8 protein-coding genes are annotated in these 13290 nt (G+C 68.7%); 4 read left to right on the top strand and 4 right to left on the bottom strand.

The features are described 5' to 3' along the window. From ligA to smc, 3 genes are all read right to left on the bottom strand, one after another. A complete protein-coding gene (ligA, locus tag AC3ANK_RS07440; protein WP_484172595.1) occupies positions 1-2352 on the bottom strand; it encodes an NAD-dependent DNA ligase LigA in 2352 nt (783 codons plus the stop codon). A gap of 289 nt (positions 2353-2641) precedes the next feature. After that, a complete protein-coding gene (gene zipA, locus AC3ANK_RS07435; RefSeq protein ID WP_206859015.1) occupies positions 2642-3382 on the bottom strand; it encodes a cell division protein ZipA in 741 nt (246 codons plus the stop codon). 117 nt (positions 3383-3499) lie between these two features. Continuing rightward, positions 3500-7003: a chromosome segregation protein SMC gene (gene smc, locus AC3ANK_RS07430; RefSeq protein ID WP_484172594.1), complete on the bottom strand. Its 3504-nt coding sequence runs from the start codon at positions 7001-7003 to the stop codon at positions 3500-3502. 253 nt (positions 7004-7256) lie between these two features. On the opposite strand from smc, the gene AC3ANK_RS07425 reads away from it, so the two are divergent. Continuing rightward, positions 7257-8423, top strand: coding sequence for a mechanosensitive ion channel family protein (locus AC3ANK_RS07425; RefSeq protein ID WP_484172593.1), 1167 nt, complete (start codon positions 7257-7259; stop codon positions 8421-8423). Positions 8424-8426: 3 nt separating this feature from the next. On the opposite strand, the gene AC3ANK_RS07420 is transcribed toward AC3ANK_RS07425, so the two are convergent. Then, entirely contained in the window at positions 8427-9527 is a 1101-nt protein-coding gene (locus AC3ANK_RS07420) for an ABC transporter ATP-binding protein (protein ID WP_484172592.1), read from the bottom strand. Positions 9528-9670: 143 nt separating this feature from the next. Here AC3ANK_RS07420 and AC3ANK_RS07415 point away from each other — a divergent pair, with 143 nt between their 5' ends. The 3 genes from AC3ANK_RS07415 to pgl all read left to right on the top strand — a co-directional run bounded on the left by AC3ANK_RS07415 (position 9671) and on the right by pgl (position 13247). After that, complete coding sequence (locus AC3ANK_RS07415) at positions 9671-11056, top strand: GH1 family beta-glucosidase (RefSeq protein ID WP_484172591.1); 1386 nt, start codon at positions 9671-9673, stop codon at positions 11054-11056. Positions 11057-11467: 411 nt separating this feature from the next. Beyond that, the gene (glk, locus tag AC3ANK_RS07410) at positions 11468-12457 is read left to right on the top strand and encodes a glucokinase (protein ID WP_484172590.1); all 990 of its coding nucleotides are present in this window, start codon (positions 11468-11470) and stop codon (positions 12455-12457) included. A 49-nt stretch (positions 12458-12506) separates the two neighbouring features. Continuing rightward, positions 12507-13247, top strand: coding sequence for a 6-phosphogluconolactonase (pgl, locus tag AC3ANK_RS07405; RefSeq protein WP_484172589.1), 741 nt, complete (start codon positions 12507-12509; stop codon positions 13245-13247). Positions 13248-13290 lie beyond the last annotated feature (43 nt).

Raw genomic sequence — 13290 nt, 5'->3', positions numbered from 1 at the left:
TCAGCCTCCATGCTGCGCGAGGAACGCGAGCAGCCGCGCTTCGTCCCAGATCTCGACGCCCAGTTCGGTCGCCTTGTCGAGTTTGGAACCCGCCGCTTCGCCGGCGACGACGAAGCTGGTCTTCTTCGACACGCTGCCGGCGACCTTCGCGCCGAGCGCTTCCAGCTTCGCCTTGGCCTCGTCGCGGCCCATCGCCGTCAGCGTGCCGGTGAGCACTGTGGTCTGGCCGTCGAGCGGACCCGTCGCTGCGGATTCGCCTGCCGGCGTCAGCGAATCGAGCAGCGCCAGCGATTCGCCCGCGCGACCGAGCAGCCGCGCGTGCTCCTCGTCTTCCAGCCAGTCGGCGAGCGATTGCGCCGTGTCGTTCGGCAGGCCGGCGGTGACGAAGTTGTGCTGCGGCGCATCCAGCAGCGCCTGCGTGTCCGGGAACGCGGTCGCGAGTTGCTCCGCGCGCACCTTCGTCACTTTCGGGATTTCCAGGTCGACCAGCAGCGTCGCGAAATCCAGGCCGTCGCGCAGCTTCGCGCTGGGCGCGTGGGTGTCGGTGATCGTCACGCCGCGCGCGAGCAGGTCGTCGATCACCTGCTGGTTGCCGGGCTGATCGAAGAAATGCCCGATCGCGCGCGCCACTTCGCCGCCGACGTCGGGCACGCGCTTGAACAGCGGCCACGGCAGGCGGCGGATCAGCGCGATGTCGCCGAACCAGTTCGCCAGCGCCTTCGCCGTGCTTTCGCCGACGTGCTGGATGCCGAGCGCGTACAGAAAGCGTTCCAGCGTGGTGTTGCGGCTATGGTCGATCGCGGCGATGAGGTTCTCGGCCCACTTCGTCGCGACCTTGCCGGACTTCACCGTCTCCGGCGTCGTCCCGTCGCGTTCGTCCACGCGCCGCTTCATTTCGAGCAGGTCGTCGAGTTCTAGTCGATAGAGATCGGCGACGGATTGCAGATAACCCAGGTCCGAAAGATCCTCGATGAAACGCTCGCCGAGGCCTTCGATGTCCATCGCGCGACGCGACGCGAAGTGGCGGATCGCTTCCTTGCGCTGCGCCGCGCAGGTGAGTTCGCCCGAGCAGCGCCACACCGCCTCGCCCTCCTCGCGGACGATCTCCGAACCGCACACCGGGCACTGCGTGGGCATCTGCCATTGCGGTGCGTGCGGATCGCGGTATTCGGGCACGACACGCACGATTTCGGGAATCACGTCGCCCGCGCGACGCACGATCACCGTGTCGCCGATGCGCACGTCCAGTCGCGCGATCTGGTCGGCGTTGTGCAGTGTCGCGTTGGTCACGACCACGCCCGCGACCTGCACCGGTTTCAGGCGCGCAACGGGAGTCGCCGCGCCGGTGCGGCCGATCTGGATGTCGATGCCTTCCAGCACCGTCGATTGTTCCTGCGCCGGGAACTTGTGCGCGATCGCCCAGCGCGGCGCGCGCGAGACGAAGCCCATTTCGCGCTGGCCTTCGTAGTCGTCGAGCTTGTAGACGACACCGTCGATGTCGAACGGCAGCGATTCGCGCTGCTTGCCGATACCGCTGTAGTACCCGAGCAGTCCTTCCGCGCCCGCGACCACGTCGTTGAGCGCACTGACCGGGAAACCCCAGTCGCGCAGCTTCGCCAGCGTCTGCGAATGCGTCGGCGGCAGTTCGCCGCCTTCGACGATGCCCACCGCGTAGGCGTAGAACGCGAGCGGTCGCTGCGCGGTCACGCGCGGATCGAGCTGCCGCAGCGAACCGGCGGCGCCGTTGCGCGGGTTCGCGAGCACCTTTCCGCCCTCCTTCACCGCGCGTTCGTTGTAGGCCTTGAACGCGGCCAGCGGCATGTACACCTCGCCGCGCACTTCCAGCACCGCGGGCCAGTCGCTGCCGCGCATCTGCAGCGGGATCGCCTTGATCGTGCGCAGGTTCGCGGTGACGTCCTCGCCGGTGGCACCGTCGCCGCGCGTGGCGCCCTGCACGAAGCGGCCGTTCTCGTAACGCAGGCTGATGGCCAGGCCGTCGAGCTTGGGTTCGACCGAGAACTTCGGCGCGCGACGGCCGAGTTTTTCCTCGATGCGGCGCTCGAAGTCGGCGACTTCCTCCTCGGTGAAGGCGTTGCCGAGCGACAGCATCGGGATCGCGTGGCGCACCTCGGCGAAGGTGCCGGTCGGCGCGATGCCGACGCGCTGCGTGGGCGAATCGGGCGTGACGAGGTCGGGGTGTTCGGCCTCCAGCGCTTGCAGCTCGCGCAGGAGGCGGTCGAATTCGGCGTCCGGGATCGAGGGATCGTCGAGGACGTAGTAGCGGTAGTTGGCGTCGTCGATGCGCTGGCGCAGTTCGGCGATGCGGTCGGCGGGGGTGGAAGGCTTGGCCACGTGGCGGTCCTTGGGCCGTCGTCCGGCGGGAACGCGGATAGTTTGGCGGTGTGGAGGTGATGGCGGAAGCCTTCACCGTTGCTGTAGCGGTGAGTGCATCGACGGGCTCATTCCTCGACGCCGTCATCCCGGCGAAGGCCGGGATCCAGGCTGCACGACATCCGCACGTGCCTGAAGCTCATTCTTGCTTTCGGCATGCACGCATGAGTGCATCGCAAGCGCGAGCGGACTCGCATGTCCCGCCCCTCACCCCACCCCTCTCCCGCGGGGAGAGGGGCTCAAGGCGACATCACCACCGCGCCGGCTTCGTCAGCGGCGGCGCTTCGCGCTGGCGGTCGTAGGCGCGCAGTTCGTCGCGGATGTGCGCGATGCGCTGGCGGCCCAGCGCGTTGCGCTGTTCGTCCAGGACCACACCGTCGAGCAGTTCGGCCATGCGTTGCGCGGTGGGCAGCATGGTTTCCCACGCGTCCAGCGCGTTCACCGGCGCGGGCAGCGTGAGGAAGAAAGCGATGGCCGGGGTTTCCATCGACTGGATCGAGGCCATGTCGAAACTGCCCGGCTTCATGATGTTGGCGACGCTGAACACCGGGCCGCGCTCGGGGTGGTTCTCGACCAGGCGGTGGAACACGCCCATGTGACCGTAGACCAGGCCGGCCTTCTCGGCGGCGACGACGATGTCCGGTCCGTGCAGCTTCTGCCCGGCGCGCGCGGCCAGGTAGAGAGTGACGATCTTGTCGAACTCCTCGGTGACGCGACGGCCCAGCTCGCTGTTGGCGCCGCCTTCCAGCGTGCGGTCGAACAGCTCCAGCTCGGCCTGCGCGGTCGACCCGGCTGCGCCCTGCGCGGCATCGCGTTCGATCTGCTCGCCCAGCGTCGGTTCCTGACGCGGCGCGCCGGCGCTCGACGCGGGTTCGCGCGGCACGCGCTTGCCCTGTCCCGGCTTGCGCGGACGGCCGAAGAACACGATCGCGGCGATCAGGATCAGGCCGGCGATCAGGATGCCGATCCGCAGCAGGGTCACGTCGGACATTGGTTTGCTCCTAGGAGGCCGTGATTCGTGATTCGTGATGTGTGATTCGGGAAAGAGCGCGGCGCCGGCGTTTGCACTTGCCAATCACGAATGCCGAATCACGAATCACGGATGTTGTCACGCAACGCCCGCCAGGCGCGAGGCTTCCGCCAGGTCCACCGACACCAGGCGGCTGACGCCCGGCTCGCGCATGGTCACGCCGGAGAGCTGGTGCGCGGCTTCCATCGTCGCCTTGTTGTGGGTGACGAAGAGGAACTGTACCGCCTCGCTCATCTCGCTGACCATCTGCGCGAGGCGGCCGACGTTGGCTTCGTCCAGCGGCGCGTCGACCTCGTCGAGCAGGCAGAACGGCGCGGGATTGAGGCGGAAGATCGCGAACACCAGCGCCACGGCGGTCATCGCCTTCTCGCCGCCGGACAGCAGCGAGATGTTCGACACGCGCTTGCCCGGCGGGCGCGCCATGATCGACACGCCGGTGTCGAGCAGGTCCTCGCCGGTGAGTTCCAGGTAGGCGTGGCCGCCGCCGAACAGGCGCGGATACAGCTCCTGCACGCCGCTGTTGACCCGGTCGAAGGTGTCCTTGAAGCGGCCACGGGTTTCGCGGTCGATCTTGCGGATCGCCTCTTCCAGCGTTTCCAGTGCGGTGGTGAGGTCGGTGTTCTGCGCGTCGAGGTATTCCTTGCGCTGCTCGGCCTCGGCGTGTTCGGCGATGGCGGCGAGGTTCACCGGCTCCAGGCGGCGCAGCCTGGCGTCCAGTTCGGACACCGTGCGCTCCCACACCTGCGGGTCCATGTCGTCGGTGAGCGTGTTGACCACGTCCTCCAGCACGAAACCCGCTTCTGCCACCGCCGCCGCCAGCTGCTCGGCCTTGAGCACGAGCGCCTGCTGCTCCAGGCGGCGCTGGCCGATGGCCTCGCGCTGCTGGATCGCCTGGTCGTCGCGCTGGTGGCGGATCTGCTCGAAGCGGCGCAGGTCGTTGTCGATGCCGTCGAGCATCGTGCGCGCGGCGGTGAGGTTCTGTTCGGTGAGCACGCGCTGTTCGAGCGCGACCTGGCGCTGCTCTTCCAGCGTCGACACCGGATCGTCGCCTTCGGCCAGCTGCAGCGAGAGTTCTTCCAGCCGCGTGTCGAGCTGGCCGCGCTGGCCGCCCATGCGCGACAGCGCCTGCTCCAGCGCGGCGATCTGCGTGCGCTGCGATTCCAGCGTGAGCGCCAGCGCATGCGCGGTATCGCGCGATTCGCGGGCGATGTTGCGGGCCTGGTCGCGCGCCTCGCCGAGGTTGCGGCGCTCGCTTTCCAGCGCCTGGCGGGTGTCCTCGAGTTCGGTCATGCGCATGACCGCCTCTTCCTGGCGCATGCGCGCCTCGCGAGCCTGGTCCTGCGCCGATTCGAGGTTCTGCGCGAGCTGGGCCAGTTCCGCGTCGATCTTCTCGATGCGCGAACGCGCGTTGTCGAGGCGACCCTGCTGGCTCTGCAACTGGCCGGCGAGTTCGGACACGCTGCGATGCGCCATGTACAGCGTGCGCTGGGCGTCCTCGCGCTGCTGCTCGGCGGCGAGCGTGCGGTCGCGCAGCTGCACCAGCAGCGATTCGAGTTCCTTCTCGCGCGAGAGCAGCGTTTCGATCTCGCCGCGCAGCGTCTGGATTTCGCGTTCGCGCAGCAGCGCGCCCTGCTGGGCGGCGCCGGAACGCAGCACGCGCACCCAGCCGGCGCCGATGCGCTCGCCGGTGCGGGTGATGACGGATTCGCCTTCGCCCAGGCGCGGCAGCAGCGTGCGCGCTTCGGTCAGGTCTTCGGCGGCATGCAGGCGCGCGAGGATGCGGCGGATCGCGATCGGCCCGCGCACCTTCGAAGCGAGCGACGTCGGCGCGAACTGCGCGGAATCGTTCTGCGGATCGACCAGCGCGAGGCGGCCTTCGCCAAGTTCGCCGATGGCTTCCACCAGCGTCTCCGGCGATTCGACCAGCACGCCTTCGATCATCTGGCCGAGCGCGCTTTCCACCGCGTTTTCCCAGCCGGCGTCGACGTCGAGCGCTTCGCCCACGCGCGTGGCCGAATCGAGCCCGCGCGCCTTCAGCCAGCCCAGCGCGGCGCCCTGCTCCTGGCCAAGCGCGGCGTGCTGCAGGGTTTCCAGCGACGACAGCCGGCCGCGCGCGGCCTGCGCCTGCTTGCGCACTTCGGCCAGTTCGGACTGCGTGGCGCGCTGCTGCTCCTGCAGTTCGCCCAGCGCACCCTTGCGCGTCTCCAGCTCCTCGCTGAGGCTGTCGATGGAGAACTTCTGGGTTTCGTGCTTTTCCTGAAGCTCGGCGAACGAATCCGACAGCGCGGTCAGGTCGAGGCCGGCGCGTTCGCTGTTCAGCGCTTCGCGGCGGCGATCGGCGTCCAGGACCTGGCGGTCGAGGTGTTCGATGCGGGTGCGTTCGACGTCCGCGGCACGCGAGGCCTCGGCCTGCGCGCGGCTGTGCGCGTCCCAGCGCTGCTGCCAGTCGGTGAGGGCGGCTTCGGCCTCGCGCAGGGTGTCCTGGCGCATGCCGTCCTCGTCGCGCAGCTGCGCCAGGCGCGGTTCGGCCTCGGCCACGGCGGCGCGCAGGACGTCGAGCTTGGACTGGTCGCTGCCGATGTGCTGGCCCAGTTCGGCCAGCGCGGCCATGGCCTCGTCGCGCGCCTTCTGCAGGCGGTTGGCCATTTCGCGCTGGTGCTGGATCTGCTGTTCGATGCGCGCCAGCGTGCCGCTGACTTCATAGCTGGCGGCCTGCGCCTTGTTGAGCGCCTCGGCGGCTTCCTCGCGCTTCACGCGGCCGGTTTCGATCTCGCGCTCGGCCTCGCGCTGTTCGGCGATGAGCTGCTGCAGGCGGGTTTCCTGCTGGGCGAGCTTCTCGCGCTGGCCCTGCAGCTTCTGGTCGAGCGCGCGGTGTTCCAGCGCCTTCCACTCGGCGTCCTTGACCTTCCGTTCGGCCTGGATCGCCTGGTACTGCTCGGCCTGTCGCGCCTGGCGCTTGAGGTGTTCGAGCTGCTTGCCGACTTCCTCGCGCAGGTCGTTCAGGCGGTCCAGGTTCTCGCGCGTGTGGCGGATGCGCGTTTCGGTTTCCTTGCGGCGTTCCTTGTACTTGGAGATGCCGGCAGCCTCTTCCAGGTAGACGCGCAATTCCTCGGGCTTGGCCTCGATGACCTGCGAGATCATGCCCTGCTCGATGATCGAGTAGCTGCGCGGGCCCAGGCCCGTGCCGAGGAACAGGTCGGTGATGTCGCGGCGGCGGCACTTGGCGCCGTTGAGGTAGTACTGGTTGCTGCCGTCGCGGCTGACGGTGCGCTTGACCGAGATCTCGTTGAACGCCGCGTACTCACCGGTGATGGTGTGGTCGGAGTTGTCGAAGATCAGCTCGACCATCGCCTGCGACACGGGCTTGCGGGCCGAGGAGCCGGCGAAGATGACGTCGGTCAGCGAATCGCCGCGCAGGCGGCTGGCCGAGCTTTCGCCCATGACCCAGCGCACGGCGTCGATGATGTTGGACTTGCCGCAGCCGTTCGGACCGACGATGCCGGTCATGTTGGTCGGCAAATGCAGCGTGGTCGGATCGACGAAGGATTTGAAACCGGACAGCTTGATCGTGGACAGACGCATGCGGCGATGGGTTCTCGGCTCGATGCGTGTCGCCTGACCGCGCGCGCATCCTAGTCTTGTGGATGACTTTTCGACGCTAACTGCTTGATCGGTATAGCGAAGGTTCGGCTTTTCAGCCGAAAGTCGAAAGAGTATAGCGAGGCTGGCCGGCCGCTGCGGGCCGGATCGTGCGGGAAGGCGACCGTGGGGCACGGATTCAGGCCGATCCGGCCGGTCGACGCGGCATTTACGGCCCCGCTGCGAGGCTGGGTCCATGGATCCGGGTTTCTGGCGACAGGCCGGCGCGATCGCGTGGCCCCTGACGATCGCGCTCGTGCTGGGCCTGCTGGTCCATCGCGCGCTGCTGGCCCTCTCCCGCCGGGCCGACGCCCACGCCGCCACGCGGACGCGGGCGCGGGTCGTGCAGGTCATCGCCACTCCGGCTGCGGTCGCTCTGCCGCTGTTCTTCCTGAGTGTGGCGATCCGCGCCACCCCGCTGCCGGAAGACTGGCTGGTGCGCATCCAACACTGGCTGGGCGTCGGCGGGCTGCTGTGCATGACCTGGCTGGCGGTGCGCGCGATCGGCGCCGTCGAGCGGCGGATCCTGCGCCGGCATCCGGTGGAAGTCGCCGACAACCTCGATGCGCGGCGCATCCAGACCCAGACCCGCGTGCTCAGCCGGATCGCCCAGGGCGGCGCGATCCTGGCGGGCGTCTCGATCGCGCTGATGACCTTCCCCGCGATCCGCCAGTTCGGCACGACCCTGCTCGCCTCGGCGGGCATCATCGGCCTGGTCGCGGGCATCGCCGCCAAGCCGGTGTTCGGAAACCTGATCGCCGGCCTGCAGATCGCCATGACCCAGCCGATCCGCCTGGACGACGTGGTCATCGTGCAGGGCGAATGGGGCCGCATCGAGGAGATCGACAGCACCTACGTGGTCGTGCGCATCTGGGACGAGCGGCGCCTGGTGGTGCCGCTGCAATGGTTCATCGAGAACCCGTTCGAGAACTGGACGCGCACGACGGCCCAGCTGCTCGGCACCGCGTTCCTGTGGCTCGACTACCGCACGCCGATGGCCGAGGTGCGCAAGGCGCTGCAGCACATCTGCGAAACCGACGAACGCTGGGACGGCCGCGTATGCGTGGCGCAGATCACCGATTCCGACCGTTCGACCCTGCAGGTGCGATTGCTGGTGAGCGCGCGCAATTCCGGCGACCTGTTCGACCTGCGCTGCGCGGTGCGTGAACGCATGATCGAATTCCTCAACGCCTCGCATCCGTATGCGCTGCCGCGCGTGCGCGTGGCGCGGGCGATCCGCGCGGCGGGGGATTCGGAATCGAGGCAGGCAGGGCCGCGCGAAATCGGCGAGCAGACGACCTCCCCCGGTGCGGAAGACGTCAACGCGGCCGACGTCGCGCGCGCAGCCACGCAGCCCGAGTAAGGCCTACGCGCGCAGGCTGCGCCCGGTGTCCGGATCGAAGTAATGCATGTGCTCGGGGTTGTGGACCAGATGCACGGTGTCGCCGGCGTTCGGAAGGTTTCGCGGCGACAGGCGGACGACGAGCTCGCCGCCGCCGCAGGCAAGGTTCAAGAAGGCTTCGTTGCCGATGGGTTCGACGGTTTCCACACGTGCCTGCAGGTGTCCCGCGCCGGGCGCGGCGAGCGAGAGATCTTCCGGGCGCAGGCCGACGGTGAGCCGCTTGCCGGAAAAACCACGCAGGACGTCGCGCAGTCCGGCTTCCGGCTGCAGCGGAAGTTCGACGCCGTCGGCGAGGCGCAAGGCGAGATCGTCGCCGTGCTGCACGACCTCGCCCTCGAGCAGGTTCATCTTCGGGCTGCCCAGGAACGTCGCCACGAACAGGTTCGCCGGGCGGTTGTACAGCGCCATCGGCGTGTCGATCTGCTGGATGCGGCCCTTGTCGAGCACGACGATGCGCTGGCCGAGCGTCATCGCTTCGACCTGGTCGTGCGTGACGTAGATCATCGTCGTGCCGAGCTTGCGATGCAGGCGCGCGATCTCCACGCGCGTGGATGCGCGCAGCTTGGCGTCGAGGTTCGACAGCGGTTCGTCGAGCAGGAACACCTGTGGCTGGCGCACCAGCGCGCGGCCGAGCGCGACGCGCTGGCGCTGTCCGCCGGAAAGCGCGGCGGGCCTGCGATCCAGCAGCGATTCCAGTTCGAGCATCTGCGCCGATTCGCGCACGCGGCGGTTGATCTCGTCCTTCGACGCGCCGCGCAGCTTCAGGCCGAAGCCGAGGTTCTCGGCAACCGTCATGTGCGGATAGAGCGCGTAGCTCTGGAACACCATCGCGATGTCGCGATCCTTCGGCGCCACGTCGTTCACGACGCGATCGCCGATGCGCAATTCGCCGCTGGTGATGGTCTCGAGGCCGGCGATCATCCGCAGCAGCGTCGACTTGCCGCAGCCCGACGGCCCGACCAGGACGAGCAGTTCGCCGTCGCCGATCGCGAAGGTCGCATCGTCCACGCCCACGTAACCGTTGGGATAGACCTTGCGCAGACGATCCAGCGTGACCTTCGCCATTGAGTTCCTCGGGTGAGCCCCTGCGGCCGTGCGGGACCGGGCCCGCATTTTTGTCCGGCCGGCGATGCAAATATCGCCGGCGTCCGCTATCCTGCCATGTAACCGTTTTCATGCCTATCCACCCCTCGCAGGCCACCGCACCGATGAGTCAGCCGTCCGAGCAGTTCGCATTCCCCAAGGGTTTTTTGTGGGGCGCCGCCACCGCCGCCCACCAGATCGAAGGCTCGCCGCTGGCCGATGGCGCCGGCCCGAGCATCTGGACGCGTTTCGCGCACACGCCGGGAATGATGCTCAACGGCGACACCGGCGATGTCGCGTGCGACCACTACAACCGCTGGCGCGACGACGTGAAGCTGATGCGCGAGCTGGGGCTGCAGGCGTATCGCTTCAGCGTGTCGTGGTCGCGCATCCTGCCCGAGGGCACGGGCCGCGTGAACCGCAAGGGCCTGGATTTCTATTCGCGGCTGGTCGACGAACTGCTGAACAACGGCATCGAGCCGCTGCTCACGCTGTACCACTGGGACCTGCCGGCGGCGCTCGACGATCGCGGCGGCTGGCTCAACCGCGACATCGCCGACTGGTTCGCCGAGTACGCAGGCGTGATGTACCGCGAACTCGACGGCCGCGTGAAGAAGTGGGTGACGCTGAACGAGCCGTGGGTCGTCACCGACGGCGGCTACCTGCACGGCGCGCTGGCGCCGGGCCATCGCAGCAAGTACGAAGCGCCGATCGCCTCGCACAACCTGATGCGCGCGCATGGCGCCGCGGTGAAGGCGTATCGCGAACTGGGCAAGCACGAGATCGGCCTGGTGGTGAACATCGAGCCGAAGTACCCGGCCACCGGATCCGCCGAGGACGCCGCCGCCGTGCGCCGCGCGCATGCATACATGAACGAGCAGTACCTGCACCCCGCCCTGCTCGGCCATTACCCGCCGGAGCTGAAGGAGATCTTCGGCGACGCGTGGCCGGAATGGGCGCCGGAAGACTACGAGCTGATCAAGCAGAAGCTCGACTTCGTCGGCATCAACTACTACACGCGCAGCGTCACCAGGGCCGCCGAGAGCTACCCGCTCAACACCGGCGTGGTGAAGCAGCCGCTGGGCACCTACACCGAAACCGGCTGGGAGGTCTTCCCGCAGGGCCTGACCGACCTGCTGGTGTGGTTCAAGCAGACCTACGGCGACCTGCCGGTGTACATCACCGAGAACGGCGCGGCGTTCTTCGATCCGCCGGCCGCGATGGTGGACGACGGGGGCAACCGCCGCATCAAGGATCCGCTGCGCACGGACTACCTGCGCAAGCACCTGCGCGCGATTCACGACGCGATCGACGCGGGCGTCGACGTGCGCGGCTACATGCTGTGGTCGCTGCTCGACAACCTGGAATGGTCGCTGGGTTATTCGAAGCGTTTCGGCATGGTGCACGTGAACTACGTGACGCAGGAACGCACGCCGAAGGACAGCGCGCACTGGTATTCGAAGGTGATCGCCAGCCACGGCCGCTCGCTGGCCGAGCCGCTGCCCTACTGAGGCGCGGACGTTCCAGGCTGACGTTCCAGCTGGCGCTTTTCGCGGCCGGGATCCGCTGCATCCTCCCTCCCATTGGCAGCGGGTCCCGCCGTTCTGTTTTGCTCCGCCGGCGATGATGTTCCCTTCTCCCCACGGGAAGGTGCCCGAAGGGTGGATGAGGGGGCACGGAGCGTGAACGCTTCAACTCGCAGCGCATCGCCGCACCGGCTGTTCGGCGTCGCGCCTTCGGTGTCCCTCACCCCAACCCCTCTCCCGGGGGAGAGGGGTTCAACTCCCAGGAATCAACGTCACAACCGCTGATTTCGTATTCAGCCCACGCAACACCGCCCACGCGGCCCCACACCGCAGACAGCCGCGCCCCGGTCCATTACGCTGCGGACCCATCTGCGCAACGCACGCCGTGGTGATCCCTTGAGCGAGACCTCCCAGCCCGACACCCACGCCCTGCTCGCCGACATCGGCGGCACCAACGCGCGCTTCGCGCTCGCGCGTCACGATTCGGCCGAGCCGTTGCTGATGGAAAGCGTGCGCGAATTCGCCGTGGCCGATTTCCCCTCGCTCGCCGATGCCGCGCGCCATTACCTCGAGACCACCGGCGCGATCGCGACCACCGGCGTGTTCGCCGTCGCCGGCCGCGTGGACGGCGACGAGGCGCGCATCACCAACCATCCGTGGGTGATTTCCGCCGCGCGCACCGGCGAATCGCTGGGCCTGCGCTCGCTGCGGCTGATGAACGACTTCGCCGCGCAGGCGATGGGCGCTTCCCTGCTGCGACCGCAGGACGTGGTGCCGGTGGGCGGCATCGGCTGGAACGGCCACGACGCGCTCGACCGCACCTTCGCGATCATCGGCGCCGGCACGGGCCTGGGCGTGGGCGGGCTGCTGCGTCGCGGCGGTCGTTATTTCCCGCTGCAGACCGAAGGCGGCCACGTCAGCTTCGCCCCGAATTCGCCGGAGGAAATCGAGATCCTCCAGCAGATGTCCGCCGAGTTCGGCCGCGTGTCGAACGAACGGCTGGTCAGCGGCCAGGGCCTGGTGAACCTGCATCGCGCGCTGAGCAACATCGCCGGCGAGGACCCCGGCCCGCTGAAGCCGGCCGACATCACCGCGCGCGCGAAAGACGGCGACGAGCGCAGCCTGCGCACGATCGACGTGTTCTGCGCGGTGTTCGGCGCGGCGGCGGGCGATCTGGTCCTGACCCTGGGTGCATGGGACGGCGTGTTCCTCACCGGTGGGCTGGTGCCGAAGATGCTGCCGTCGATCGCCCATTCCGCCTTCCGCCAGCGCTTCGAGTACAAGGGCCGGTTCTCCCCGGTGATGGCGCGCATTCCGACGCTGGCGGTGGTGCATCCGCAGCCGGGCCTGCTCGGCGCCGCCGCGCTGGCGCAGGACGTCGCCTAGCCCGCGGCCCCGAACAAGGTCTTCAAACGGGCTGTGCGAGGATCGGCCCATGGCCGACCGCACGCCCCTGCCGACGACCGGCGCCGCCGCGCCGTACGCGTTCCACGCGCACGCCAACGGCGAGGTCTGGACCTGGGCGGCGGCGGTGTCCATCGCCGCGGAACTGCGCCGTGAACTGATCCAGCACCCACGCGCGCGCCTGCTGTTGTCGGGCGGCGGCACGCCGGGGCCGGTGTACCGGGCGCTGTCGCAGGCGCCGCTGGACTGGGATCGCGTGGACGTCGGCCTCGTCGACGAACGCTGGCTCCTGCCGGACGATCCCGACAGCAACGCGTGGCTGGTGCATCGCGAATTCCTGCGCGACCACGCCGCCACCGCGCGCTTCGAACCGATGACGCAACCCGGCCGCAACATCGAGGGCGCGGTGGCGACGGCGAACGCCCACGCGCGCCGTCAGGCCGCCGTCGCCGTGTTCGGCATGGGCGAGGACGGCCACACGGCGTCGCTGTTCCCCGGCATGGACGGACTCGACCGCATCCTCGCCAGCCCGCGCGACTACGTCGCCATCGACGCGAAGGGGTGTCCGGGTGCGCGGCAATGGCCACGCCGGATCAGCCTCGCCCCTAACGGGATCGCGCGCATTCCGCACCGCCTGCTGCTGATCCAGGGCGAACGCAAGCGCGCGGTGTTCGAACAGGCGCTCGCCTCGGGCGATCCGCACCGATGGCCGGTGCTGGTGCTGCTCGAAAGTCGCCACGCGACGGCGCTGGATGTGCATTGGTGCGTTTGAGGCGGCATCTGGGAGAGGCGCTCGACCCGCGCCTTGCAGCAGC

Source organism: Lysobacter sp. SCRH-1R, from assembly GCF_057747855.1.
The sequence above is the reverse complement of the archived record's forward strand: the minus strand, read 5'-3'. Positions and strand labels throughout refer to the sequence as shown.

Excerpts from the sequence above, each read along its gene's own strand:
- zipA (WP_206859015.1), bottom strand. The coding sequence starts at position 3,382 with ATGTCCGACGTGACCCTGCTGCGGATCGGCATCCTGATCGCCGGCCTG.
- smc (WP_484172594.1), bottom strand. The coding sequence starts at position 7,003 with ATGCGTCTGTCCACGATCAAGCTGTCCGGTTTCAAATCCTTCGTCGAT.
- AC3ANK_RS07425 (WP_484172593.1), top strand. The coding sequence starts at position 7,257 with ATGGATCCGGGTTTCTGGCGACAGGCCGGCGCGATCGCGTGGCCCCTG.
- AC3ANK_RS07420 (WP_484172592.1), bottom strand. The coding sequence starts at position 9,527 with ATGGCGAAGGTCACGCTGGATCGTCTGCGCAAGGTCTATCCCAACGGT.
- AC3ANK_RS07415 (WP_484172591.1), top strand. The coding sequence starts at position 9,671 with ATGAGTCAGCCGTCCGAGCAGTTCGCATTCCCCAAGGGTTTTTTGTGG.
- pgl (WP_484172589.1), top strand. The coding sequence starts at position 12,507 with ATGGCCGACCGCACGCCCCTGCCGACGACCGGCGCCGCCGCGCCGTAC.